The sequence below is a fragment of the Pseudobutyrivibrio xylanivorans genome (assembly GCF_010906925.1).
GTDB lineage: Bacteria > Bacillota > Clostridia > Lachnospirales > Lachnospiraceae > Pseudobutyrivibrio.
Genome location: NZ_VTVE01000001.1, coordinates 848,810 through 874,826 on the forward strand (window position 1 = coordinate 848,810; position 26,017 = coordinate 874,826).

General features: G+C 36.3%; 22 protein-coding genes and 1 tRNA gene. All 23 read left to right on the forward strand.

All coding sequences use genetic code 11. The annotated features are described in order from the left end of the window. Positions 1-34: 34 nt before the first annotated feature. The 23 genes from F0Q01_RS03970 to F0Q01_RS04080 all read left to right on the forward strand — a co-directional run bounded on the left by F0Q01_RS03970 (position 35) and on the right by F0Q01_RS04080 (position 25,991). A complete protein-coding gene (locus F0Q01_RS03970) occupies positions 35-1,729 on the forward strand; it encodes an ABC transporter ATP-binding protein (protein ID WP_163927138.1) in 1,695 nt (564 codons plus the stop codon). A 2-nt stretch (positions 1,730-1,731) separates the two neighbouring features. Beyond that, on the forward strand, positions 1,732-3,489 hold the full coding sequence (locus F0Q01_RS03975) for an ABC transporter ATP-binding protein (protein WP_090486482.1): 1,758 nt from the start codon (positions 1,732-1,734) through the stop codon (positions 3,487-3,489). 38 nt (positions 3,490-3,527) lie between these two features. Further along, the gene (locus F0Q01_RS03980) at positions 3,528-4,832 is read left to right on the forward strand and encodes a hypothetical protein (protein WP_090486485.1); all 1,305 of its coding nucleotides are present in this window, start codon (positions 3,528-3,530) and stop codon (positions 4,830-4,832) included. Positions 4,833-4,854: 22 nt separating this feature from the next. After that, positions 4,855-5,868, forward strand: coding sequence for a glycosyltransferase family 2 protein (locus F0Q01_RS03985; protein ID WP_099413466.1), 1,014 nt, complete (start codon positions 4,855-4,857; stop codon positions 5,866-5,868). Between the two features lie 11 nt (positions 5,869-5,879). Further along, positions 5,880-6,857, forward strand: a complete 978-nt coding sequence (locus F0Q01_RS03990; RefSeq protein ID WP_090486491.1) for a glycosyltransferase family 2 protein — start codon at positions 5,880-5,882, stop codon at positions 6,855-6,857. A 71-nt stretch (positions 6,858-6,928) separates the two neighbouring features. Then, the gene (gene galE / locus F0Q01_RS03995; protein WP_090150888.1) at positions 6,929-7,945 is read left to right on the forward strand and encodes a UDP-glucose 4-epimerase GalE; all 1,017 of its coding nucleotides are present in this window, start codon (positions 6,929-6,931) and stop codon (positions 7,943-7,945) included. A gap of 123 nt (positions 7,946-8,068) precedes the next feature. Further along, positions 8,069-8,140 (forward strand) — tRNA-Glu (locus tag F0Q01_RS04000). A 202-nt stretch (positions 8,141-8,342) separates the two neighbouring features. Then, on the forward strand, positions 8,343-8,813 hold the full coding sequence (gene rimP / locus F0Q01_RS04005; protein WP_090150891.1) for a ribosome maturation factor RimP: 471 nt from the start codon (positions 8,343-8,345) through the stop codon (positions 8,811-8,813). A 26-nt stretch (positions 8,814-8,839) separates the two neighbouring features. Beyond that, on the forward strand, positions 8,840-10,039 hold the full coding sequence (gene nusA / locus F0Q01_RS04010; RefSeq protein ID WP_090150893.1) for a transcription termination factor NusA: 1,200 nt from the start codon (positions 8,840-8,842) through the stop codon (positions 10,037-10,039). Beyond that, on the forward strand, positions 10,039-10,305 hold the full coding sequence (gene rnpM / locus F0Q01_RS04015) for an RNase P modulator RnpM (RefSeq protein ID WP_090486494.1): 267 nt from the start codon (positions 10,039-10,041) through the stop codon (positions 10,303-10,305). Before nusA ends, rnpM begins: the two co-directional genes overlap by 1 nt. After that, a complete protein-coding gene (locus F0Q01_RS04020) occupies positions 10,295-10,597 on the forward strand; it encodes a L7Ae/L30e/S12e/Gadd45 family ribosomal protein (RefSeq protein ID WP_242869208.1) in 303 nt (100 codons plus the stop codon). Before rnpM ends, F0Q01_RS04020 begins: the two co-directional genes overlap by 11 nt. A gap of 20 nt (positions 10,598-10,617) precedes the next feature. Then, entirely contained in the window at positions 10,618-13,287 is a 2,670-nt protein-coding gene (gene infB, locus F0Q01_RS04025) for a translation initiation factor IF-2 (RefSeq protein WP_090486498.1), read from the forward strand. Then, positions 13,287-13,658, forward strand: coding sequence for a 30S ribosome-binding factor RbfA (gene rbfA / locus F0Q01_RS04030; protein WP_090150899.1), 372 nt, complete (start codon positions 13,287-13,289; stop codon positions 13,656-13,658). The genes infB and rbfA overlap by 1 nt, the downstream gene beginning before the upstream one ends. A gap of 47 nt (positions 13,659-13,705) precedes the next feature. Next, positions 13,706-14,683 (forward strand): DHH family phosphoesterase, encoded by a 978-nt coding sequence (locus F0Q01_RS04035; RefSeq protein ID WP_090486501.1) that lies wholly within the window; start codon positions 13,706-13,708, stop codon positions 14,681-14,683. Then, entirely contained in the window at positions 14,683-15,588 is a 906-nt protein-coding gene (gene truB / locus F0Q01_RS04040) for a tRNA pseudouridine(55) synthase TruB (protein ID WP_090486504.1), read from the forward strand. The genes F0Q01_RS04035 and truB overlap by 1 nt, the downstream gene beginning before the upstream one ends. A 2-nt stretch (positions 15,589-15,590) precedes the next feature. Then, positions 15,591-16,511 carry a bifunctional riboflavin kinase/FAD synthetase gene (locus F0Q01_RS04045; protein ID WP_090486507.1) on the forward strand — a complete coding sequence of 307 codons (921 nt, stop codon included), beginning with the start codon at positions 15,591-15,593 and terminating at the stop codon, positions 16,509-16,511. Positions 16,512-16,632: 121 nt separating this feature from the next. Then, positions 16,633-17,703, forward strand: coding sequence for a C40 family peptidase (locus F0Q01_RS04050; protein ID WP_090486510.1), 1,071 nt, complete (start codon positions 16,633-16,635; stop codon positions 17,701-17,703). Between the two features lie 170 nt (positions 17,704-17,873). Next, positions 17,874-18,383, forward strand: a complete 510-nt coding sequence (locus F0Q01_RS04055; RefSeq protein WP_090150914.1) for an SEC-C metal-binding domain-containing protein — start codon at positions 17,874-17,876, stop codon at positions 18,381-18,383. Between the two features lie 232 nt (positions 18,384-18,615). After that, positions 18,616-19,392, forward strand: a complete 777-nt coding sequence (locus F0Q01_RS04060; protein WP_090486513.1) for a hypothetical protein — start codon at positions 18,616-18,618, stop codon at positions 19,390-19,392. Between the two features lie 137 nt (positions 19,393-19,529). Then, positions 19,530-20,510, forward strand: coding sequence for a hypothetical protein (locus F0Q01_RS04065; RefSeq protein ID WP_090486516.1), 981 nt, complete (start codon positions 19,530-19,532; stop codon positions 20,508-20,510). A 213-nt stretch (positions 20,511-20,723) separates the two neighbouring features. Further along, on the forward strand, positions 20,724-22,220 hold the full coding sequence (locus F0Q01_RS04070; protein ID WP_090486519.1) for a hypothetical protein: 1,497 nt from the start codon (positions 20,724-20,726) through the stop codon (positions 22,218-22,220). A 6-nt stretch (positions 22,221-22,226) separates the two neighbouring features. Continuing rightward, entirely contained in the window at positions 22,227-23,432 is a 1,206-nt protein-coding gene (locus F0Q01_RS04075) for a 2-hydroxyacyl-CoA dehydratase (RefSeq protein ID WP_090486522.1), read from the forward strand. 36 nt (positions 23,433-23,468) lie between these two features. Next, a complete protein-coding gene (locus F0Q01_RS04080) occupies positions 23,469-25,991 on the forward strand; it encodes a DUF1287 domain-containing protein (RefSeq protein ID WP_090486525.1) in 2,523 nt (840 codons plus the stop codon). The last annotated feature ends 26 nt before the right edge of the window (positions 25,992-26,017 follow it).

The window sequence follows — 26,017 nt, forward strand, 5'->3', positions numbered from 1 at the left end:
AGGGAAGTTTCTGCTTAGGAGAAAAAAAGGACTATTGTTGCTAGTATTTTGTTCAATTGTTGTAGTGGCACTTTCACTGCTTAATACCAGCTATATTGCTCGAGTGACAGATGATACCTATAGGGTAACAAATGGAAGCATCAGTAAGAATGTATATTTAAGTGGACTTACTGATGCAACCATTATCATGGTTATTATTATGCTTGTTATGGCTATTGCTAATATCGCAAGTGGTTATTTTGCTGGGAAAATTTCTGTTTCAGTTGCAGAAGATATTCGAAATGCCATATATGAGAAAGCTTTGACTTTTTCTTTAAAGGAAATGAATGATATTTCAATTCCTTCTATGATAACAAGAAGTACTGGAGATGTTATATCTATTCAAAATGCACTGTATCTGACATTGACAACAGCTCTTTCTGTTCCATTTTTAATTGTGGGTGGAATCCTTGGAGTGCTTTCCCTTGGAAAGGCGCTTCTTGCTTTGCTTATTTTAGGTGTTGTACTTGTAATTAGTATTTTTATAGCTCTAGTTATTAAATTAGGACCATTATATGCTTCGTTTATGAGCCTTATTGATGGATTGAACAAGGTGACAAGAGAAGGTCTGTCAGGAATACAGATTCTTAGAGCGCTTAATCGAGAAAAGTGGAATAGTAAACGTATTCAACAGACTAGCCAGCAGATTAAAGATATTTCCTTATCGGTAGATATCGCCCAGGCGGTAATGCAACCGACTATGTATCTTGTGATAAATATAATAGATATTTTGGCTATATGGGTTTGTTACTATTTTTCAGATAAGGGATTTTTTGAAATTGGAGATATTGTGGCATTTATTAATTATCTCTTCATGACGTTATCTGGAATTATTGTTGGCGCAATGGTTGGAATTCAGTTACCAAGTTCTTTTATTTGCATGAGCCGAATTAGTGAAGTACTTGAAAAAGAACTGTCTATTAAAGATGGGAAGGAAGAAGATGTTTCTAATTTATCTAATTACGATGTTTGCTTTGATAATGTAAGTTTTCGATATTCTGACGACGCTGGATTTGTTGTAAGGGATATATCATTTACTGCTAAACAGGGTGAGCTTACGGTTATCACCGGAAATACTGGTTGTGGCAAGACTACTTTGATGCAACTTATACCTAGGCTTTATGATGCCACAAAAGGCACTATTACAATAGGCGGTGTGGATGTAAAAAAAATGAAATTAAATGATCTTAGATCATTTATTGGTTATGTTCCACAGAGGGTATTTCTTCATACTGGTGATGTTAGATTTAATATTTCTTATAGAGATAAAGACTACAATGATGAAACAATTTTAGAATCAGCAGAGTTATCTCAGTCCTTATCATTTATTGATGAAAAAGAAAAACGATTTGAAGAATGGATATCACAAGGGGGCAGTAACTTCTCAGGTGGACAAAAGCAGCGCCTAACTATTGCCAGAGCTTTATCTGGCTCTCCCAAAGTGTTGATTTTAGACGATAGTGCCTCGGCTCTTGATTTAGAGACAGGGGTTAAACTAAGAGACGCGCTTTTGAGCATAGTAGGAGATATTTCAATAATATTTATAACTCAGCGCTTATCTATTATTAAAAATGCTGACAAGGTTGTTTTAATGAAAGATGGGGAGATTTGTGAACAAGGAACATATGAGGAATTATCAGAGCATAGCGATACCTTTAGAGAAATATTGCAATCTCAAATGGGGGCTTAACTATGAAAAATAATAAAACAAAACCTATTATTAGACTTATAAGCTTGCTTGGCAGAGATAAGCTAAAGGTCGCTCTTTCTTTTATATTTGCTGTCTTTTATTCGGTTACTCAAGTGGCTGGGCCTGTATTTTTGGGTCAATCAATTACAGTGTTTGCAAATGGGATGACAAGAGTATTAAGAGATGAAGGGGAGTTTCCCTATAATCAATTGATTTTTTCATTGGTACTCTGTGGGGCGTCTTTTGTTTTGAATTGGTTGTTTTTACTTTTACAGAATTATGTATTAATAGATGTCACACAAAAAATGGTATACCGTCTTAGACTTGAGATTGCTGAAAAGATGTCCAAACTTCCTCTTAGCTACTATGAAGGTCACCTGTACGGCGATATTTTATCGACCCTTACTAATGATGTAAATGTTCTTTCATTGAATTTTCGAACTTTTTTAATTCAGATAGCTGATGCACCGATTTATCTGCTGTTGATGATAGTTGTGATGTTTTATAGGAGTCCAATACTTGCAGTTGTTGTTATTTTAAGCGTTCCTGTAAGTGCTATGGCTTCAAAAGTTGTTCTTTCTAAATCGCAGCAATATTTTGATGCACAGCAAAATATTCTTGGTGAGCTCAACGGAATTGTTGAGGAAAACTATACTGGTTTTGATGTAGTTAAGCTCTTCGGACATGAAGAGGAAGATAAAGCTTTATTTAGAAATACAAATAGGAAACTATCCTACGCAAGTGAAAAGGCTTTGTTTCATTCCTACTTATTGACGCCAATAGTTACTTTGGTAGGAAATGTAGCACATATAATTGTGCTAATGCTGGGCGCTTTTCTTACTTTTCTTGGTAGGATTCAAATTGGTGACATCCAAACCTTTCTTAATTTTGTAAACAGCATATCGGAACCGATGAAACAAATTGCTAGACTGGGAAGCGTTTATCAAAGTTTTATATCAGCGGCTAGTAGAGTATTTGATTTTATTGATGAGAAGGAAGAGGAGGATTTGGCCAGCGAAAATGTAATTGCTGAAAACCTTGGTGTTTCTTTTCAAGATATTTCCTTTGGATATTCAAAGGACAAGGTTATTATAAATAATTTTTCCTTTGATGTAAGGGAGGGAGAACATATTGCTATAGTTGGTCCTACTGGTGCAGGTAAAACAACCCTTATTAAGCTGTTGATGAGGTTTTATGATGTGATAGATGGCCAGATAACTCTTGGCAATATTCCCATCAAAGATATAAAAAGGACAGATTTACATGAAATGATTGGAATTGTTCCACAGGATGTATGGTTTTTTGAGGGTACTATCGCTGAAAATCTTAGACTTGGAAGAGCTGAGGCTACAGATGAAGAGATAATGATCTCTTTAGAGGAAGTTGGAGCGGATTATTTTGTGGATTTACTTCCAGGTGGTATCAATTTTGTATTGGCAGAAAATGGAGTCAATATATCCGCTGGCCAAAGACAGTTACTTGCCATTGCAAGAGCTTTTATAGCCAACCGTTCAATTCTTATTTTGGATGAAGCTACATCCTGTGTTGACACTCAGACAGAAGGAAGACTTCAAAAGGCAATGGCTAAGCTTATGGAAGGCAAGACAACTTTTATTATTGCACATCGACTTACCACTATTTTTGATGCAGATAAAATATTATATCTGCAGGATGGTGATGTTAAGGAACATGGTACCCATAAACAGCTGATGAATATGGGTGGATTGTATAGGAAAATGTTTGATTCTCAGTATATTTAGATTAACTTTTAAAGTTGTTTATAAAGGAGGATGAAGTAATGAAATTAGGGGCGTCTGATAAATTTTTTTATTACGTTTTATCTGGCAGATCCACAATAGATATTATTTGCGATATGTATTTTAAGGAAGAGTTTGATTTACCTATATTAAAACAATGTGCTGATGAGGCACTTGAATACATTCCAGAGTTTAATAAGAGAATAAATGTTAATAATGGAAAGCTTGAAGCATACGAAGGTTCAGGTGATGTGGCATTTTTGCCCTATGATTCCAAGAGGATTGTACACTTTGGATCTGATGAGACTAACGGACTTTTGTTTTATTTTTCCTATAAGGATAAGTTTTTAAAATATAGTGGCTTCCATGGTGTCTCTGATGGGGCTGGTACGGTTTCGTATATTAAGACGGTTCTTTATCTATATATGCAAAAAATCGGAATGGATATTAGTGTTGAAGACTTGGATTACTATACAAAAAATATTAGAACAATTAAGCCAAAAGCAAGCGTGTTAGATAATGATAATTTCTATATGCCTTATGAAAAATATGGAGATTCTTCAGTTAATCCGGTTTTTAAGAGTAGCAATTTAAATGCTTTCTCAATACCTGAAATTCCTTACGATAATAGCTGTAAGTATACTCATATATGTAAGGCTAGAATCTCTCTTAAGGAATTTAACGAATTAAGAAAAAAGACAGATGCATCATTGTTGCCATTTGAATCAGATATTGTATCTATGGCGATTCATAAGCACTTTGATAAAGGTAGCGCACCTATTATTTTAATGTCTGGTGTTGATCAAAGACCTATGTTAAAAGCTGATACATTTGTCAATTGTTCAGATAGTATTTTTCTTCCTATAACAAATGATTTGTTGAAGGAAGATGAAAAGACTCGTTGTCTTCAAATAAAAAAGAGTATGAAAGAACAGCTTGAAGCAGATTATCATATAAAACTTGCAGGTGATAGGGCAGAGCTTGTAGAAAGCTTTGAAGCAGATCCAAGTGGTGTGGTAGCTATTGCTGATAAGCTAGCCAATATTCCATCTGCAGATAACTTCAATCCTATGACCATGGTAATTACAAATATGGCTGATATAACTATGGGTAATGCAGTTGATGATTTGTTTGAAGATTTCTTGATTTACGATGCTGCTAGAGCTAATTATGCAATTTTCTGCTCTTTCGGAGATTATATGCATCTGATTGTAGGTAATCAAAATGATAGTTCTAAAATAATTGAAAGCATTGTTAGTGAACTTAGCGAAAGAGGAGTAGATGCAGAAATTTATAGCGATGAGCATTACTATGCAGATGTTTTTGATTTTGATTTAATTGATTGAGATGAGAGAGGAGAATAAAGTAATGAGCCCTTTTTTTAGTATATTAATTCCAGTGTTTAATCAAGTGGGATTAATGGATCATTGTATTGAAACTATTAAGAATCAATCATACAAGGATTTTGAGGTAATCCTCGTGGATGATGGTTCTACAGATGATTCCTATAATATGTGTCTTGGATTTTGTCAGGGGGATGATAGATTCAGAGTATTAAAGCACGAAAAAAATGGTTCCTTAGTTGCGGCAAGATACACGGGCATGAAAGAGTGCCAAGGACAATATATTCTTTTTGTAGATAGCGATGATTATTTAGAAGAAAATGCCCTTCAGTTGCTTCATGATAGTTTAGAAAATAATCCTGTAGATATTCTTAGATTTGGATATATAAAAGAGTTCTCAGATAATATGGAGGGCGGATTCGGACTTGTGCTTGAAAATGAGGAGGTTCCTCCACTTCATACAAATGAGCCACTTTCTGCAATAATGACTGATGAGTTAGTTCCAAATGTTTGGAAAAATTGTTATAGCAGAGAAGTAATTAAAGAGGCTGTAAATAGAGTTGAGCCTTTTTATTGCAACATGGGAGAAGACGTTTTCTGGAGTTGTGTTTTCTTTACATGCGCCAAAAGTAATGGCGTTCTCGATAAATGCTTGTACCATTACATAATAGGCACAGGTATGTCTACTCAGGCAAAAAATCAAACAGTTGAAAAGCTGCAAAATCATGTGAACAATATTAAAGCTTGTGTAGACCACATGAGAGAATTTTTTACAAAATATAATCCAAAATATCTAGATAAGGTTGATGAAAAAGCTGTGTCTATGTATTGTTTTGTCTTGATTATGTTTATGAAAGATGAAAAGGACTATAGAAAGATTGTTGATTATCTAAAGGTATTTGATAAATCTGGCCTTGAAACAGTATACGACTACGGTTGTAACAAGGCTTTGGCTTTCAAATTTAGATTTGAATACAATATTACAGATGAGATGCTAGATGAACTAGGTGTTAAGTATGATAAGTTTTCATTGAAATAGGGGGCGAGATAATGTATTTTAGTGTACTTGTTCCTGTTTATAATCAAATGGGAAAAATGGATAAATGCATAGATTCATTAAAGAATCAAACGTTAGAGGATTTTGAGGTTATTTTTGTAGATGATGGTTCTACAGATGGCTCAGCGGAATTTTTAGATGAATTATGCGATAAACATGATAATTTTTCAGTTTATCATCATGAGTCTAATAAATCATTGACAGCGGCACGTTTTACAGGAATGGAACATGCAACGGGAAGCTACGTTTTCTTTTTGGACAGTGATGATTTTATCGAACAGACTGCTTTGGAAGATTTAAAAAAAGAATTCGATTTAACTGGCTCCGATATTATACGTTTCGGAGTTGTGATGGAGCCAATGGGTGTGACTGTGATGCCTCCTGAGACTGATGATTTCTTAAGTAGTTTTATGAAAGGAGAGATTCCTCCTGCTATTTGGAAAAATGCTTATGATGCATCTGTTATAAATGCTACCTTAGAAAAATGCAGCACATTTTACTGCAATATGGGCGAAGACAGCTTCTTCTCAACTGTTTTTTTCGGAAACGCAGATGTTGTTACTTCGTTAAATAAGGTCCTTTATCATTACGATGCTTTATCTGGTATGTCACAGACTAGCCAGGTGAGTACAATGTCAAAGCTAAAAAAAGATTATGAGAGCGCTCATGCCTCAGGCCAGAATATTCTTCGATTTATAAAAAAATATAAGCCTGAATACTTAGAGTTAGCTCAAAAGTCTATTCGTCATATGTATAGATATATTCTTTGCCAAAATATTTTGTATGCAAAGGATTGCTTAGATGTTTCTTCTTATCTTAATTTTTTTAGAGAAAAAGGAGAAAATTTGGTGTACGAATTTGGATGTAAGGAGCTGATTCCTTACAAGGTTAAGTTCGATTTAAAGAGAAATGACGAAAGGTTTTCTGACATTGAATTAGAAGAGCTGTTCACGCTTTTGCCAGAAAAATGATTTTTTTGACTTTATTATTACATTGATATTTGCTAATCTATTCATAGCTTAAATTTAGGAGGTTCTTTATTATGGCAATTTTAGTTACAGGTGGAGCAGGCTTCATTGGAAGTCATACTTGTGTAGAGCTTCAGCAGGCGGGTTATGACGTTGTTGTCTACGATAATCTTTGCAATTCTTCTGAAGAATCACTTAAGAGAGTGGAGGCTCTTACAGGTAAGGCTGTTAAGTTTTACAAGGGTGATATCTTAGATAGAGATAGATTGAATGAGGTATTTGAAAAGGAAGATATAGATTCATGTATTCATTTTGCAGGTCTTAAGGCTGTAGGTGAGTCTGTTCAAAAGCCTTGGGAATACTACGAGAACAATATAGCAGGTACACTTACACTTGTTGATGTAATGAGACAGCATAATTGCAAGAATATCATTTTCTCTTCATCAGCTACTGTATATGGAGATCCAGCTGAGATACCTATTACAGAGAATTGTCCAAAGGGTCAGTGTACTAATCCTTATGGATGGACTAAGTCAATGCTTGAGCAGATTCTTACAGATATCCAGAAGGCAGATAATGAATGGAATGTAGTTCTTCTTCGTTATTTCAATCCTATCGGTGCTCATCCATCAGGAACAATGGGAGAGAATCCAAACGGTATTCCAAACAACTTGATGCCTTATATTACTCAGGTTGCTGTTGGTAAGCTTCCAGAGCTTGGTGTATTTGGCAACGATTACGATACTCCAGATGGTACAGGTGTACGTGATTATATTCATGTAGTGGATCTTGCTAAGGGTCATGTTAAGGCTCTTAAGAAAATAGAAGAGAAGGCTGGTCTTAAGATTTATAATCTTGGTACAGGTGTTGGTTACTCAGTTCTTGATATTGTTAAGAACTTTGAGGAGGCAAACGACATTAAGATTCCATACACAATCAAGCCACGTCGTGCAGGAGATATTGCTACATGTTACTCAGACGCTACAAAGGCTAAGGAAGAGCTTGGCTGGACAGCAGAGTACGGCATTAAGGAAATGTGTGCTGATTCTTGGAGATGGCAGAAGAATAATCCAAATGGATATAGCAAATAATGAACAAATATCTGAATGTTTGAATTATTCTGAAAATAAAATTTTTAAGAAAAGGGGTTGACGAAAGACAATCCACATAGTAATATATGTCTTGTCGCTGAGGAAATTAGCGACAGACAATATGGTTCCTTGGTCAAGCGGTTAAGACGTCGCCCTCTCACGGCGAAAACAGCGGTTCGATTCCGCTAGGAACTGCGAAAGCGTCATCGTCAGATGACGCTATTATTTTGCCTAAAAACTTGAATTTTTTAGGTTTTCTGTTATAATAGCTATTGTTGATGAAGAGAACGACTGAGGAGAGAGCTAATTGCTCTCTCTTTATTTATGCTCTTTCAATTTTAAACTGAATCAGATGGATTTTTCATTTGATTCCTACAACTGAATAAGGAGGACGATAATGTCAAAACACACCGATTACGAAAAACGTACGGAAGAATTGATTACTCCTATTCTTGATGAGTTAGGCTTTGAGCTTTATGATGTAGAATACGTCAAGGAAGGCGCAGACTATTACCTTAGAGCCTACATTGACAAGGATGGAGGTATCACAATTGACGATTGTGTGGAAGTCAGCAGAAGAATGAATGATCTTCTCGATGCAGAGCCTCAGATTGGCGGCGACGAGGGATACATCTTCGAAGTTAGCTCACCAGGACTTGGTAGAGTACTTAAAAAAGATAAGCATTTTGAAAAAGCTATAGGTCAGGATGTAGACATCAAGACTTATAAGCCAGTTAATGGAGCAAAAGAATTTACTGGTATGCTCAAGGCATTTGATAAGGATACACTTACCATCGAGTTCGAAGATGGAACAGAGGTATTTTCTAGATCAGATGTTGCACAGGTTAAATTATCAATAGATTTTTAAATTATTCTTGTAAATAAGGAGGAATTATGGCAAATACAAATGATTTTTGGGATGCTCTTACAGATCTTGCAAAAGAGAAAAATATTAGCATGGATGTGTTAATTGAGACAATTGAGAATTCACTTCTCATCGCTTGCAAGAACAACTATGGAAAGGGTAAGGACCCTAATGGTAAAGGCAAGGAAGTTAACGCTTCTGTAGAGATTGATAGAAACTCAGGTGAGTATCATGTATATCTTATCAAGACAGTAGTTGAGGATGTACAGGATTCTGTAGAGGAGATTTCTCTTACAGATGCTCACAACATCGATGGCAAGCTTCAGGTAGGCGATGTTGTTAAAATCGAAGTTAAGTCTAAGGAGTTTGGTAGAATCGCAGCTACAGCTGCTAAGAACACTATCACTCAGAAGATTCGTGAGGAAGAGAGAAACGTACTTTACAAAGAGTACTATGAGCTTCAGCACAAGGTTGTTACTGGTGTTGTTACTCGTTTCTCAGGCAACAATATCCACGTTAATCTTGGTAAGCTTGAGGGCTTCCTTTCAGAGTCTGAGCAGGTTAAGGGTGAGTTCTACAAGATTCAGGATAGAATCAAGGTATATATCGTAGAAGTTAAGATGTCTAGCAAGGGACCTCGTATTGTTGTTTCTCGTACACATCCTGAGCTTGTTAAGAAGCTTTTCGAGGAAGAGGTCTCAGAAGTTAGAGATGGTATCGTAGAGATTAAGTCAATCTCACGTGAGGCAGGTAGCCGTACAAAGATTGCTGTATGGTCAAATGATGAGGATGTAGATCCAGTTGGCGCTTGCGTAGGTCAGAATGGTGCACGTGTTAACGCTATCGTTAATGAGCTTCGCGGCGAGAAGATCGATATTGTTGAGTGGGATGAGAACCCAGCTTACCTTATCGAGAATGCACTTTCTCCTGCAAAGGTTGTTGCAGTTGTTGCTGATGCAGATGAGAAGAGCGCTCGTGTAGTAGTTCCTGATTATCAGCTTTCACTTGCAATCGGTAAGGAGGGCCAAAATGCTCGTCTTGCTGCACGTCTTACAGGCTTCAAGATTGATATCAAGAGCGAGACTCAGGCTAGAGAGGCTGGCGATTTCCTCGATTACGAAGAGGATTATGATGACGATGAGTACTATGATGAAGAAGAGTACTACGATGAGGATGGCGAGTATGATGAGGCTGAGGCTGATTCAGAAGAGTCTTCAGAGGAAGAGTAATGATAAATAAGACAATACCTCTTAGAAAATGTGTTGCTTGTGGGCAGATGGTTCCCAAGGATGAACTATACAGAGTTGTAAGAACAGAAGATGGCATTCAGCTTGATTTGACTTATAAGGCTCAGGGCCGTGGGGCTTATGTTTGTCGCAAAATGGAATGTATTCAGCTTGCTGATAAGAAAAAGTCATTTAACAGGTCTCTTAGATGTCCTGTTTCTCAAGAGGTAATTGATAGCTTATATGCGGAGTTTAAAAATGATAGATAAAGCACTTAATATGATTAGCTTAGCTATGAAGGCTGGCGCTTTAGCTAGCGGAGAGTTTGCATGCGAAGAGGCAATTAAGGGAGGCACTGGTTTCCTTTGTATTGTAGCTACTGATGCATCTGCTAACACTAAGAAATCATTTTCGAATTCCTGTGAGTTCTACGGAGTTGATTATGTAGAATATGGCACTAAGGAATCTTTAGGTCATGCAATTGGCAAAGAATATCGGGCATCTATCGTAGTGTGCGATGAAAATTTATCCTTAAGTATTCTAAATAAGATACGCAGTTAAGTAGTTGAGGAGGATATTAGATGGCAAAAATTAAAGTACATGAATTAGCCAAAGAGCTTGGTAAAGAGAGCAAGGACGTTATCGCTTTCTTAAGCTCAAATGGTATAGAAGCAAAGGCGCAGAGCGGCGTCGAAGAAGATATGGCGGCAAAGGTTAGAGCTAATTTCGGAGGCGCTTCTGAGAAGCCAGCAGCTAAGGAGGCAGCACCTGAGAAAAAAGAGGCACCTGCTGACAAGGATGCTGCTAAAAAGGCACGCCCAGTTGATAAGGATGGCAATCCAATCAAGAAAAAGAAAAATGTCTTCGTTGTAACTCGTGATAGAGATGACAGAAGAAGACGTGGTTCAGATTCTTCACGTTCTGAGAATAGAGATGGCAGCAGAGATAAGAGAAATAATAGCTCTCAGCCACAGCAGCCACGTGGACCAATCAGACCTCGTTCATTTGCTGACGGTGTTCGTCCATCCCAGAGAGCATCTGCTCAGTCTAATGATACAGAGTTTGTTTCAAAGAAGAAGCCTGTTGATGCAGAGGCTCCACGCCAGGCTAAGAGACCTGAGCGTCCAGAGCGTTCAGAGCGTCCAGAGAGAAGCGAGCGCCCAGAACGTTCAGAGCGTCCAAATAGAGGAGAAAACAGAGGCGACAATAGAGGTCAGCGTCCTGAGAGACCTTCTAGAGACGATAGAAATGGTGCTTCTAGACCAGACAAGAGAAACGATAGAAATAATAATCGTCCATCTCAGGCACCAGCTGCAGATATGTCACCAGCTTCAAGTGGCAAAGGCGGTCGTCGTGATGACAAGAAAAAGAAAAATAATAACGATAGAGAGAACAACTTAGGCGGCAAGAAGCAAGAGCGTTTCATCAATCTTGAGAAGAATGGTGGAAAGAAGAAAAAGAATAACGCTCCTAAGGCGCCAGAGCGTGATATGAATGAAGTTCTCACTATCACAATTCCTGATAGAATCACTATTAAGGACCTTGCAGACAAGATGAAGGTTCAGTCTTCTGCAGTTGTTAAGACTCTTTTCTTAAAGGGTAAGATGGTTACTGTTAACCAGGAAGTTGATTTTGATGAGGCTTCTGAGATTGCTCTTGAGTTCAACTGTATCTGTGAAGAAGAGGAAAAAGTTGATGTTATCGCAGAGCTTCTTAAGGAAGAGGATGAGGATACATCAAGCTTCCCATCACGTCCACCTGTTGTCTGCGTAATGGGTCACGTTGATCACGGTAAGACATCACTCCTTGATGCTATTCGTGATACAAAGGTTACAGACCGTGAGGCTGGTGGTATTACACAGCACATCGGTGCTTATACAGTATCTATTAATGGTCAGGATATTACATTCCTTGATACTCCTGGTCATGAGGCATTTACAGCTATGCGTATGCGTGGTGCTAACTCTACAGATATAGCTATTCTTGTAGTAGCTGCTGATGATGGTGTTATGCCACAGACAGTAGAGGCTATTAACCATGCTAAGGCTGCTGGTATTGAAATCATTGTTGCAATCAACAAGATTGATAAGCCAAACGCTAATATTGATAGAGTTAAGCAGGAGCTTTCAGAGTATCAGCTCATCCCTGAGGATTGGGGCGGAAGCACAGTATTCTGTCCAGTATCAGCTCACACTAAAGAGGGTATCGATAATCTTCTTGAGATGATTCTTCTTACAGCTGAGGTGCTTGAGCTTAAGGCCAACCCTAACCGTAAGGCTCGTGGTCTTGTTATCGAGGCACAGCTTGATAAGGGACGTGGTGCTGTTGCTACAGTACTTGTTCAGAAGGGTACACTTCACGTTGGTGATCCTGTTGCCTGCGGTAGCTGCTACGGTAAGGTTAGAGCTATGCTTGATGATACAGGTGCACGTGTTAAGAGTGCAGGTCCTTCAGTTCCAGTTGAGATCCTTGGTCTTTCAGAGGTTCCAAACGCTGGTGAAGTATTAATGTCATTTGATTCCGAAAAGGAAGCACATGCATTTGCAGATACATTCGTTGCAGAGCACAAGAACAAGCTTGTTGAGCAGACTAAGTCTAAGATGTCTCTTGATGCACTCTTCAGTGAGATTGAATCAGGAAATCTTAAAGAGCTTGATATCATCGTTAAGGCTGACGTTCAGGGTTCTGTTGAGGCTGTTAAGCAGTCACTTGAGAAGCTTTCTAACGAAGAGGTTGTTGTTAAGACTATCCACGGTGGTGTTGGTACAATCAATGAGTCTGATGTAGTTCTTGCTTCAGCTTCAAATGCTATCATCATCGGTTTCAACGTTCGTGTTGATCCTCAGGCTAAGATGACAGCAGATAGAGAGGGTGTTGACCTTCGTCTTTACAAGGTAATCTACGATGCAATCAATGATGTTGAGTCTGCTATGAAGGGTATGCTTGATCCAATCTTCGAGGAGAAGGTTATTGGTCATGCAGAAGTTCGTCAGATATTCAAGGCTTCAGGTGTTGGAAACATCGCAGGTTCTTACGTTACTGATGGTTACTTCCAGAGAGATTGTATGGTTCGTGTTACTCGTGAAGGCGAGCTTATTCACGAAGGCAAGCTTGGTTCTCTTAAGAGATTCAAGGATGATGTCAAGGAAGTTAAGTCTAACTTCGAGTGTGGTCTCGTAATTGAAGATTTCAACGATGTTCAGGAGATGGATATTATCGAGGCTTACATTATGGTTGAGGTACCTAGATAATGAGAAAGAATTCAGTTAAGAATATTCGCATAAACGAAGAAGTTATGCGTGAGCTTTCCAATATTATTCGTCTAGAGGTAAAGGATCCACGTATATCACCGGTTACATCGGTGGTATCTGTGGAGGTTGCCCCAGACCTTAAGACTTGCAAAGCTTATATTTCTGTTCTCGGTGATGATGAGGCTGTTAAGAAGACTCTTGAGGGACTTAAGAGTTCTGCAGGCTTCATCAGAAGAGAGCTTGCTAGACGAATTAATCTTAGAAATACACCTGAGATTACATTCGTAAGCGACCAGTCAATTGCTTATGCTGCTAAGATGAGCAAGCTTATTGATGAGGTCAATGCACCACTTCATAAGGATGAAGACTAATTTATAGCTTTTATCTATTTAATATATGGTGAAATAAGGAGAAGACAATGATAGACAATTTTAATGAACTTATCTCTAATTCAAAGACAGTGGCAATTTCTGGTCATATACGCCCAGATGGTGATTGTGTAGGCTCTTGTATGGCTGTTTACAATTACATTGTTACATATTTTCCAGAGGTAGAGGTTCATGTCTATCTTGATCCTATCCCTAACATATTCAAATTTCTTAAGAACACAGATAAAATCGAGGACATTCACACACTTGCTGAGGATACAGTCTTTGATTTATATATTGCACTAGATTGTAGTGAGGGTTCTAGACTGGGTGATGCATGTGCATTTTTTGAAAAGGCGACTCACACAGTATGTATTGACCATCATTTGACTAATGGTGGATTCGCGGAATATAGCTATATTATTCCGGATGATAGCTCTACTTGCGAACTTATCTACAATCAATTTGGAAAAGATAAAATTACTAAGGATATTGCAGAGTGCCTTTATCTTGGTATTATCCATGATACAGGTGTTTTTCAGTATTCATGTACAACAGAAGCTACAATGGCAGCTGCAGGATTTTTGATGAGTAAGGGAATCGATTATCCTAAGATTTGTACTGACACATATTATGCTAAGACAATGATTCAAAATAAAATGCTTGGCACAGCGCTTTTAAACTGTAAGACCTATGATGATGGCAAGATTATTGCTGCAGTTATTACAGCAGAGGATATGGCTCAATATGGAGCCCAGAGCAAGCATTTAGAGGGAATTGTACAGCAGCTTAGAGACACTACTGGTGTAGAAGTTGCAGTTTTCCTTTATGAATTAGAAGATGGCGATTTCAAGGGCAGCACAAGAGCTACTGGTGATGTGGACCTTACAGCTATCACTGGCGTATATGGCGGCGGTGGTCACAAAAAGGCGGCTGGTTTTTCTGTAAATACCAAAGAACCATGGTCTATTATTGTTGAGATAGTAGACATGATTGAAGAACAGTTTAAACAGTTAGGAATCAATTAATGAATAGCGGCATTATTAATGTCTACAAGGAAGCTGGCTTCACTTCATTTGATGTGGTAGCTAAGCTACGTGGAATTTTAAAGATAAAGAAAATTGGGCACACTGGTACTTTAGATCCTGATGCTACCGGTGTGCTTCCTGTATGTGTCGGTAAGGCTACTAAGCTTTGCGATATGCTTACTGACAAGGACAAGGTATACGAGTGTGTCATGTTGCTTGGTACCGAGACTGACACATATGATATGAGTGGTCATATTTTATCTCGCAAATCTGTTACGGCATCAGATTCCGAAGTTACTGATGCTATTAACAGTTTTGTAGGCGATATTATGCAGGTCCCTCCAATGTATTCCGCCCTCAAAGTTAATGGCAAAAAGCTTTATGAGCTTGCAAGAGAGGGGAAAGAGGTGGAGAGGAAGCCTCGACCAGTTACAATATTTAGCATTGATATTTTAGAAATGAATTTGCCTGAGGTTTCTATCAGGATTCATTGCAGCAAGGGAACGTATATCAGGTCTCTTTGCCATGATATTGGCGAGAAATTAGGATGTGGTTGCGCTATGAAATCATTAGTTAGAACTCGCGTTAGCCAGTTTGATATTTCAGATGCAAAAACACTTGATGAAATAGAACGAATAGTCAAAAATGGCAATATAGATGGTATAATGATGCCAGTTGCACAGGTTTTTGAAGGTATGGGCACAGTATTTGTTATCCCTACTGAAGAGGCGATACTGCATGCTGTTAATGGTGCACCTATACCGGAGGCAAATGTTTTTGCTGAATCAATAAGTTCATTTGAAGAGGGGGATAATTACAGAATATTCCTTCCGGATAATAGATTTATTGGTGTGTATAAATATCAAGAATCTCAATTTATTTTGGAGAAAATGTTTTTAGAATAATTATGGAATATATACATTCTTTATTTAATACTACAATTAAAGAACCTACAGCAATCACAGTAGGTAAGTTTGATGGTATCCATAAGGGACACCATCTTTTGACCTCTGATATTATTGCTAAAGAGTCTCTTGGACTAAAGTCATGCATGATTACTTTCACTAATTCTCCCAGAATAGCTTTGACTGATGATAAGTCACCTACACTTATCACTAATAAAGAGCGTGTTTTTATGCTTGATAATAATGGGCTTGATTATTTGATTGAGTGTCCATTTGACAAGCAGCTTATGGAGACTGATGCTAGGAGCTTTATTGAATATCTTGTTAATAATCTTAATATGAAATACATGGTTGCAGGCTCTGATTTTACCTTTGGATATAAGGGAGCAGGCAATGTTAAATTGCTTAAGGAATTAGCAGATGAACTGGGATTTGATCTTAAGATAATAGATAAAATCAAGCTTAATGACAGGGATATAAGCAGTACTTATATTAGAGAAGAACTCACTAAAGGACATATTGATATAGTTAACGAGATGCTTGGCTATGAATATTTTGTTTGGGGAGAAGTGGTTCATGGTGCTCATCTTGGTCATACTATTGGTATTCCAACTATCAATATTATGCCTGAGGCATCAAAACTTGTTCCGAAATTTGGAGTTTATGTTACTACTATAGATTTTGATGGTAGGATTTATCATGGTGTGACCAATGTTGGCACTAAGCCATCTGTTTCGGATGCTAATATAGTGGGAATAGAGACACATATTTTGGATTACAACGGGGATTTATACGGTAAATTTGTCAAGGTAACATTTGTTTCATTCCTTAGACCTGAGATGAAGTTTAATTCTATAGATGAATTAAAGGCTCAGATGAGTAAGGATAAGACTATTGCCAAGGATTTCTTTAATAAAAGATAAGATTTTTGGTGGCAATTGTTACGCAAATGTTACAGCTATTGTTACAAAACATTGACAAGTATCGAATGAGTTGATATAATTACTTAGTTGCGTTTATTAGTATTTTTTAATTGGAGGTTTTATGAAGAAACGCATTATTTCAGCTTTTTCTATTGTTTGCGCTTTGGCACTTATCATCGATCATAGCATCGATTCTAAAAATAAAATAATTGATAATTCTACAGATGGTGATTACTCAGCTACAGCTGGTGTTATTTCAGCAGCAGCCTTTGACGAAGATGCACTTACTTCTATTTCAGTGACAGATTCTCAGGCTATTGCCACTGCTAAGTCACTTGGTGATATCTACGGATACGATAATATTGGTATCTGTAATGTTTCTGAGGGTAACCTTAACATTCGTGAGAGTGCATCTACAGATGGTAAGCTTGTTGGTAAGTTTCCAGCTAATGCAGCCTGCGAGATTCTTAAGACTGAGGGCGAGTGGAGCTACATCAAGTCTGGCGAGGTAGAGGGTTATGTACTTTCTGAGTACCTTATTACAGGTGATGATGCATGGGACAAGGCATTAGAGCTTGCGGAGTATGTAGCAACATCTACTACTGGTGGTCTTAGAGTTAGAGTAGAGCCTAATACAGATTGCGAGATCATTTATCAGCTTGCTGATGGTGAGGAAGTTCCTATCCTTAACAATACTCAGGAAGATGATTGGATTGAGGTTGACGTAGATGGTGATACTGGTTATGTATCTTCAGAGTATGTAGATGTTGATTTATCACTTACTACAGCTATGACACTTACAGAGGCTCGCTATGGTGCTGGCGTATCAGATGTGCGTATGGCAGCTTGTGATTTTGCTCTTCAGTATGTTGGTAATAGATACGTGTGGGGCGGTACATCACTTACTAATGGTATTGATTGTTCTGGATTTACAATGCAGGTTATGGCTCAGTATGGTGTTAGACTTTCACATTCATCTAGAGCACAGGCTAATGAAGGAACTACAATCTCTACATCAGAGCTTAAGCCTGGCGATTTGATTTTCTACGGTAGAGGCGGTTCTATCAATCACGTAGCTATCTACATTGGTGGTGGTCAGATTGTTCACGCGTCTAACAAGCGTGACGGTATTAAGATTTCAAACTACATGTACCGTACACCAATTAAGTGTGTCAGAGTTCTTTATGATTAATTAAAGCTATCGGGGGGGCCCCTGGTAAAAGGGCGGTGAATTTTCCCGTATTAAATGAAATGTTAAAGGCTAGAAAACTTATGTTATCTAGCCTTTTATTATGGGTTATGTTATAATTTTCTTCGTGGCATGCCACACAATTTTGATTATTTATTGGAGAGGAATTTAAAATGAGTTTATTAGAACAATGGCAGAAGATTGCCTACAACCAAAATCAGTCACAGGCTGATTTACAGAGATTTTGGCAGAATTACTTTTTGCTTGAAAAAGGAGTTTACGAGCAGCTTCTAGATGACCCTGACACAGAGGTTAAAGGCACTGTTAAGGAGCTTGCTGATAAATATAAATTAGAGATTATGCCAATGGTTGGTTTCCTTGATGGTATTAATGACTCCCTTGTTACACCAAATCCTATCGAGACTATGGAAGAGGATACAGTAGTTTCTCTTAAGTTCGACAAGGAAAAGCTTTACAAGAATATGATTGATGCTAAGGCTGATTGGTTATACGGTCTTCCACAGTGGGAGAAGATATTCGATGAGGAGCAGTTAAAGGCCCTTACAAAGGAAGCTAAGAACATGCACACAATCGTCCGCACTGAGAAAAAGGTAGGACGTAATGATCCATGTCCATGTGGTTCTGGTAAGAAGTATAAGCACTGCTGCATGAACAAGAAATAATCTATATTTGGAAATTAACGCACCCTTATGGGTGCGTTTTTTAATGGCTGAATAAACATTGACATTACTGAGTAAGAGTATTATAGTACTACCAATACTATATAAAATTATATCTAGAATATTGTATAAAGGAGGATATTTATGGATTTATAAGAAGATTTTATTTATTGGGAGTTTAAAATAATTATTCGCGGGCATATTTGTATATTACATTTAGAAAGAGGATAATTATATGTTTTTTAATGAGTTAAAAGGAAAATTAAAGATTAAAAAAATAATATTTGTAGTTATTATTTTTTTTATTTTGGTGGCGGTTATTATTCTTTTAAAATATATTGATAATCACAGATTTATAAATGCTGCATTTACAGGAGAAAAACCAATATGGACTATTGTCGATGGCGAGCCATTAGAATATGATTTAGCTATTACCGGTTATGAAGGTGATTTTAAAATTTGTTTTCCAGGTGATTGCAGTGAAAATATTTATATTTCATATAAAGATTATGATGATTCAATCATTCTTTTTGCGGGTAGTGAGGAATATTCCCCTTATGAGATGTGGGATTATTTGCCAGATTATGTAAGCGAAATTAAATCTTCAGATATTAATTTTGATAAGATACCTGATCTTATAATAATTGGATTTCAAGACAGGGCAGAGAAAATATGGTGTTTTGAAGGTCAATTGGATTATGATAAGGACTATCCTACTTTTCTACTAAGTGAAATTGCGTCAGATGCCGTTATGAAGTATTTAAAGTCAGATTATAAGGCGGATGATGTTGTTAACTATTTTACTAAAGATTATTTGAATGGAAAATTTAAATCATATCAAGAAGCGTATTCTTCGATAGTAGATTACTATGTTATTTGTTATAAAGATGGTGTGAAATATGATTTACATTTTCTGGACGGTGATGATGTTCCAGAATTAATTATAGATTATGTAGGTGAGGCTTTAGAGATATATACTTCTGAAGAAATAAAAGCTAATTTCAGTAATTAATAAATTGCGATAGAGCTTATACATAGAAAGGGAATGAGATTATGAAAAAAAGAAATATAAGAATACTATTTTTTTGCACGATCATGGGAATATACTTGTGTTCCTGCGGAAAAAATACCGAAGCTGTGAAGGGGGAAGTGAAAGAAGATTCAGTGGAAATTTCAAGGGAGACTGAGGATGCAGAAGTAGAGATTATACCTGAGGTAGAGAAATCTACAGATTATATTGATGATGTAGTTACAGCGGATTTAAATCCAAATGACTATACACATATAGTCTCTATGGCAAATGATATTACCGGTGATTATACATTGGTAAGTTATGTGGTGGATTTGGATAATGATGGGACTGATGAGGCATTTGTTCTAGAAGTTTATTGGAATGAGACTAACAATTCACCACTTACCGAAGATTCCACATTTGAGGCTACACGTCTATGGTTTGTTGATGAAAAAGGAGATGCAACAAATCTGACTGATTTTGCAAAAGATGGACCAGTTAGTGTTCATGAAACACTTCAGTTAGTAACAATAGGGGATAATAGTTATGTTTTTGTTTCTGCATATGGTCAGATGGCTGCATACGACCAGACAGTTATATACACAGAAAAATACAATGCAATTACTAATGCAACTGACTTACCTTGTTATGGTTCTAAATATTTTGTTGATGGTGATGTGGTCTGGTATAAGGAAATGTATGGCATGCAGATTGATAGAGAGGATGATTTGCCATTAATAGATTCAGGTCTTACAATGGGACATTGCTTTATTCCTTATCATTTATATTTGGATGATTCCGATTATACTTTTAAATTATATGGAGCCAAGGAGATATCCCTAGAGGAGGCAGAAGAGATTACTGGTCTTGATTTTTCGGATATCCTCTCTGATGCTACAGAATATGAATTTATACTACGTGATAACAATCAACTGGATGTAAATATAGCTACTGCTTGTGAGCCTTCATTTAATGATGATGGTGAATCCTATGAATTTATATGTTATTCATACTTTTTACAGGATAATGGCCAGTGGGAATCTGATGATTATATAAAAGGATATTACCTTATTGATCCAGTTGAATTTACAAATGTGTGGGATTTTTTACAAGAATAAAAGCAAATATTTTTATGCTGATGCTTGATTTTGATGATTATTTTGAACGCACCCGAAAGGGTGCGTTTTTTTGTTTTTATTATTGATTTATAATGTAGAAAGTATTACAATACTACCTAGAATACATTTATATATTAGGGGATATATAGAATTAAATTAATGTAATAGAAATCTAGTTTTGGGAATTATTCACTTTTAAGTAGGAGGATACTTATGAAGAGGAAGGTTGCTTTTTTCCTTATACTGACACTTGCTTTAACAGGATGTGGTAAGAAGCCTGTTGTTGAAGAAGAGGAGGATGATGAAGATGTTCCTGTAGTTGTTAAAGAGGCTGATTGGAATGCTGTCTTAGACGGAAAAGAAGAGTTTATTGGATTAGATGAAAAAGCCTATAATATCACCACCTTGCCTGATAGTGACAAATATTATTTTACATTAGCAGATGTGGATGGAGATGAAGAAGTAGAACTTTGCGTTAAGACTCTTAATACTTTATATGTTATTAATTATAAAGATAGAGACTATAAAGTTATCTATGAAGGCAGTGTATATGAAGATCCAGTAGATGCTCCTGAAAAACATGGACTTTATAAGTATATAAAAGGTTCAGCTCCAGAAAGTGAGCAATTTAAATTTACTGAAATAGACGATGAGGGCAACATTGTTAGTGAAGCATTTGCATCTAGATATGATGCTAATGATAACGGTATATTTGATGAAGCTGATATGTATTATGTTGATGCAGATGACTCTACTCCAGTAGATGAGCCTACTTGGAAAAGCAAGGCTGGTGGAATATACAATTATGTAGAAAATTATGCTCCGTTTACTCACCCTGTAAAGTGGCTTGAAAATAACGGTATAAGAGACGTGGCATGGAACAATAGTTATGAGCCTTCTGGTGAAGGATATGCCGATAATACTGTAATTACTTTTACATTTGATAATGGTTCATCTCAAGATATTGATACAGGTCATGCTTTCGGCGTTCAGAAATTAGACCTAGCTGATATTGATAATGATGGAGCTGATGAGTTTATTATATATGGAGCCTTGGGTAGTGAATCTTATAATGTTGCAGCTTTCATTTACAAACTAGTAGATGGAAGTATTACACAAATAGATTATAAATCTAGCATAGATGGTATTAGAGATTCTGCTGTATATACAGCTAATTATGATAGTGTTTATTACTACGGTAATGTATATAACGCACTTGCTGTAACTTCTCCTAGTGAACCAACTGTATATAATTTTTATGATAATTATGGTAGCACTATATATTTTGCAGATGGACAGTGGCATGAATTCTTAGGTCATTATGTGCCTGTTATCAAGGAATACACATGTGATGAATGCGGCGAAGTAATGTGCAGATCATATGAGGAAGTTTTTGTATTAAATGAGGGGTATTCTGAGTATACAGAGCAGATTAATCAACTTATATTAGAAGATTTGACAATAGATGGTTTGCCATATATTTACAATGATTACAGTGCACCTTGTGGTTCTCATAGTACCGAATATACGGAATACTATTGCATGATTTCTGATTATAGTCTTGTGGATAGTACCAGATATTTAAAAATAGATGTGTCGTACATGACACAGCTAGCATCTGCACCAGCTCCATGGAGAGATCAAGAATCCTTCTACTATGACTTACAGACAGGTGAACGTATAACAGAAGAAGATATTCATAATGTATAAAAGGGTATGTATAAGATAGATGAATCTAAGGACAGAGAAAAGTATATATTGTTAATACCTGCAATGCTTGATTACCATTTTCCATTGATGAAGTATGCATTTTATTCAAAGAATTATCATCCTGTAATTATTGATTTGGAAGATAATGTTGAGAATATTGGACTTAAGTATGTGAACAATGATATGTGTTATCCAGCCATCATGAATGTGGGTCAGATTATAGCAGCTCTTCAATCTGGCAAATATGATTTGAAGCGAACTAGAGTCTTGATGGCTACAGCAGGCGATGCTTGTAGAGGCTCTAATTATATTGGAACATTGAAAAGAGGTCTTAAAAAAGCGGGATTTGAGGACGTTCCTGTATTAAATATTAATGTACAGGGTATTGCCAAAGAAGAGACCATGAAAGTTGATATTGGCATGGCCATCAGAGCCTTAGTGTCTGTATATTATGGCGACATCCTTATGATTCTATATAACAATGTTCTTCCTAATGCAAAGAATGCCGGTGAGGCAAGGGTTAAATATGACTATTGGATGGACATATTAGCAACTGATTTAAAAGAGGGGAGACATTTATCAGTTAGATGGATGAAAAAGCGCTTCAAGCAGATATCAGATGATTTTGCTACTATTGAACAGAATCCAGATAAAAAGCAGATTGTAGGAATTGCTGGTGAGATATATATGAAGTATTGCCATCTAGGTAATTGGGATTTGGAAAAATATCTTCAGGATAATAATTGCCAGGCCCATACCAATGGAGTGACCTGGTATATGTTGTATTACATGGATACCCATTTGCTGAACAAGAAATCTATTATTACACCTTTTTGTAGAATTGCTCAGAGAATTTTAGCAAACATACAAAAGAAGATGATAGATGAGATTAGAAGAAATGGATTCTTTACCCTAGATGATTTTATGACTCTAAAAGAAAAGGTTAGACCTTACATTAGCATGAATTATGCAATGGGTGATGGATGGCTTGTAGGCATGGAATGCGCAGGATACTTGCTTTCTGACTGCAGAAAAGTTATGTCAGTTCAAAGCTTTTGCTGTATGGTAATGCAGACCTGTGGAAAGGGTATGTATTCCGTTATTGAGCGTCGTCTATCAGGGAAAGGTCATATCGCAAATGCGGATATAGATACAAGTGGTTCAAGGATGAATTATTACAACAGAGTTCATTTGTTAATTCATCAAAACTGATTATTAGATTATAAATAGATTAATATCGCGAGACATATGAAAAATATTATAAGTAAAAAAAGTATAAAGATAGTATTGCTGGCTGTTGCATTGATTCTTGTTGTAGTTGGTATTTATTTTGCCTATAAATTCAATTATATTCCTCATAGAAAATTTGAGGATAAAGACTTCGGAATAGAGTTTCTTCATAGTACTTCTGATGCGGATAGAGATGGAGTAGATGATTATCAAGATATTTTGGAATCTGCTAAAAAATACGTAAATACGAAGCCAAAATATAAGAGTAAATATTATGAGAGTGGATACCCAGATGATGAGTATGGTGTATGCACAGATGTGGTCGCATTTGCTTTTTTGGACGCTGGTTATGATTTACAGGCTTTAGTTGATGAGGATATTAAGGTTAACTCTCAAGATTATGCAATCGATGAGCCTGATTCCAATATTGATTTTAGACGTGTCGTTAATTTGAAAGTATATTTTGATCACACGGCAGATTCCTTAACTAGGGATATAAATAAATATCAGGAATGGCAGGCTGGAGATATAGTTGTATGGACGGGACATATTGGAATTATTTCAGATCATAGGAATAAAAATGGTGTTCCATTTGTGCTACATAATGCAAATCCTATCCAGGCTTCATATGAGGAGGATATTTTAGGGGCCTATGGCAAAATCGTTGGACATTATCGTTTGAAAGACACTGAGCGAGAGGCTATTGATACGTATTTTAATACTAGAGAGACTCCAAAAATACCTGAAGCTTTATGGACTAAAAATAGTGGGAAAGAGTACAACTATGAGTTTACTATAGAAGAATGTAAAGGAACTTATACTTTACATTGTCCTTCCGATGAATCTGAAGACATTTATGTTTCATACACCGCTGATGGAGTTTATGAAAATAGGGATATTCTGCTTTTTGTAGAGGATAAAAAATATATAAAAGATAGTGTAGAAAAATTGCCCGATACGATTAATAGAATAGAGTTTTCTGATATTAATATTGATGGTTATACTGATATTCTCATTACAGGATATATGGATGATGAGTATGAGTATTGGTTATTCTGGGGGAGTGAGAGTTTCTCTTATGATGATGAGCCCATTTTTACACTATTCTCTGATAATGATGTAGATAACAATCTTTTAAATGAAATTTTTACGCCTGACTTAACAATAGAGGATATTCAAGACTATTTTGTTGGCAGTCAAAAAGAGAGTAGCTTTGAAAGCTATCAAGAAGCGTATAAAATAATTATTTCTAGAAATGAAGTTGTTAGTCCAGGTCATCTAGAATACAACTTAATATACTTTGACGAGGATGATATTCCGGAGCTTGTTGTGGACCAATCTGGATATGGATTAAATATGTATTCTTTTAGGAATGGCAAGTTAATCTGCATAATGGATTGGTGGCCATATGGTGCAGGAGGAAATGCTGGCTACGAATATGCTCCTAAACATAATTGGGTAAATAATTTTGATCAAGATGGTGGGGGAGAATATAGATACTATTCAATCGGTCGCCTAGTTGATGATAAAGTTGAATTACTCTATTGCCGGGAAACTTTTGCTGAAAGTGATGATGTGAGTTATTTTGATTATAGTGGCAATAATCTAACTGAATCTCAAATTATTGCTAAGTTTAATGAGACTGAAGATTTAGAATTTGAATATTTATCCGGTGAATATAATGCTACTGAGATTTTGGATCAACTTGGTATTGAGTCTTATGATGTAACAAAATTTGATAGCACAATATTTGATTTTTCAGCTAATGGAATAGATTACCATTTTGTTAGTGGGGCAATTGATGATAATCAGATGTTCATTTGTCTTTCTGATGGCACTAATATGGTAAAAAACGAAATCCATGCTACTAGTATAAAGTCATATTTATTTGATAGAAAAAATGATAGAGCTTTCCTGTATGTTTTTGCACAGGAAAAAGATATTTCCAATCTCTATATTTATAATTTGAATTTAAATCTAAAGGATGTTAGTGCGCCTCATTTATATAATGGTCAGTATTCTCTTTATGCAGGCGAAATTACTGATTCTGACTGTTTTGGCATGCAAACATATGTTAAGGATGTATTTGGCTGTGTAGCTCAGAAGAATTTTGCAATTAGTGAAGGTGGAGAGCCTTATTCTACCGATAGATTTTCTTACTTTAAAGAATTAAGCTTTGTAAACGGCACTGATGAGGAATCTAAAGAATCATCAAAATATGGAGATGTAATTGTCTGTGATAAATCTTTTTCTACTGTAGGGACAAAGAATTATAGCAAAACATATATTTCCATTTACAAAGATTATATGGTTGAGGAAGAGGAATACATTAGATTTAATAAAGGAACAAGATTCTATCTTTATAAAGCCGAAGAGGATCAGCATCTATTTAAAAAAGTTTTTTTGATTTCTGAAGATGGCTACATGATTGAATTATCATTTCTTTATAGAGACAATCAGTTTGTACGTGATGATAATTTGCTTTCAAATTATTCTGATGGGGAAGAATTATATATTAAAGATTTACACTTAGAAAATTAGTTTTATAGTAAGGAGATTATAAATAC

Excerpts from the sequence above, each read along its gene's own strand:
- rbfA (WP_090150899.1), top strand. The coding sequence starts at position 13,287 with ATGAGAAAGAATTCAGTTAAGAATATTCGCATAAACGAAGAAGTTATG.
- F0Q01_RS04020 (WP_242869208.1), top strand. The coding sequence starts at position 10,295 with ATGATAGATAAAGCACTTAATATGATTAGCTTAGCTATGAAGGCTGGC.
- F0Q01_RS03985 (WP_099413466.1), top strand. The coding sequence starts at position 4,855 with ATGAGCCCTTTTTTTAGTATATTAATTCCAGTGTTTAATCAAGTGGGA.
- F0Q01_RS03975 (WP_090486482.1), top strand. The coding sequence starts at position 1,732 with ATGAAAAATAATAAAACAAAACCTATTATTAGACTTATAAGCTTGCTT.
- nusA (WP_090150893.1), top strand. The coding sequence starts at position 8,840 with ATGGCAAATACAAATGATTTTTGGGATGCTCTTACAGATCTTGCAAAA.
- F0Q01_RS04050 (WP_090486510.1), top strand. The coding sequence starts at position 16,633 with ATGAAGAAACGCATTATTTCAGCTTTTTCTATTGTTTGCGCTTTGGCA.
- F0Q01_RS04060 (WP_090486513.1), top strand. The coding sequence starts at position 18,616 with ATGTTTTTTAATGAGTTAAAAGGAAAATTAAAGATTAAAAAAATAATA.
- truB (WP_090486504.1), top strand. The coding sequence starts at position 14,683 with ATGAATAGCGGCATTATTAATGTCTACAAGGAAGCTGGCTTCACTTCA.
- F0Q01_RS04035 (WP_090486501.1), top strand. The coding sequence starts at position 13,706 with ATGATAGACAATTTTAATGAACTTATCTCTAATTCAAAGACAGTGGCA.
- F0Q01_RS03980 (WP_090486485.1), top strand. The coding sequence starts at position 3,528 with ATGAAATTAGGGGCGTCTGATAAATTTTTTTATTACGTTTTATCTGGC.
- rnpM (WP_090486494.1), top strand. The coding sequence starts at position 10,039 with ATGATAAATAAGACAATACCTCTTAGAAAATGTGTTGCTTGTGGGCAG.
- F0Q01_RS04055 (WP_090150914.1), top strand. The coding sequence starts at position 17,874 with ATGAGTTTATTAGAACAATGGCAGAAGATTGCCTACAACCAAAATCAG.
- F0Q01_RS04045 (WP_090486507.1), top strand. The coding sequence starts at position 15,591 with ATGGAATATATACATTCTTTATTTAATACTACAATTAAAGAACCTACA.
- galE (WP_090150888.1), top strand. The coding sequence starts at position 6,929 with ATGGCAATTTTAGTTACAGGTGGAGCAGGCTTCATTGGAAGTCATACT.
- rimP (WP_090150891.1), top strand. The coding sequence starts at position 8,343 with ATGTCAAAACACACCGATTACGAAAAACGTACGGAAGAATTGATTACT.
- F0Q01_RS04070 (WP_090486519.1), top strand. The coding sequence starts at position 20,724 with ATGAAGAGGAAGGTTGCTTTTTTCCTTATACTGACACTTGCTTTAACA.
- F0Q01_RS04075 (WP_090486522.1), top strand. The coding sequence starts at position 22,227 with ATGTATAAGATAGATGAATCTAAGGACAGAGAAAAGTATATATTGTTA.
- F0Q01_RS03990 (WP_090486491.1), top strand. The coding sequence starts at position 5,880 with ATGTATTTTAGTGTACTTGTTCCTGTTTATAATCAAATGGGAAAAATG.
- infB (WP_090486498.1), top strand. The coding sequence starts at position 10,618 with ATGGCAAAAATTAAAGTACATGAATTAGCCAAAGAGCTTGGTAAAGAG.
- F0Q01_RS04080 (WP_090486525.1), top strand. The coding sequence starts at position 23,469 with ATGAAAAATATTATAAGTAAAAAAAGTATAAAGATAGTATTGCTGGCT.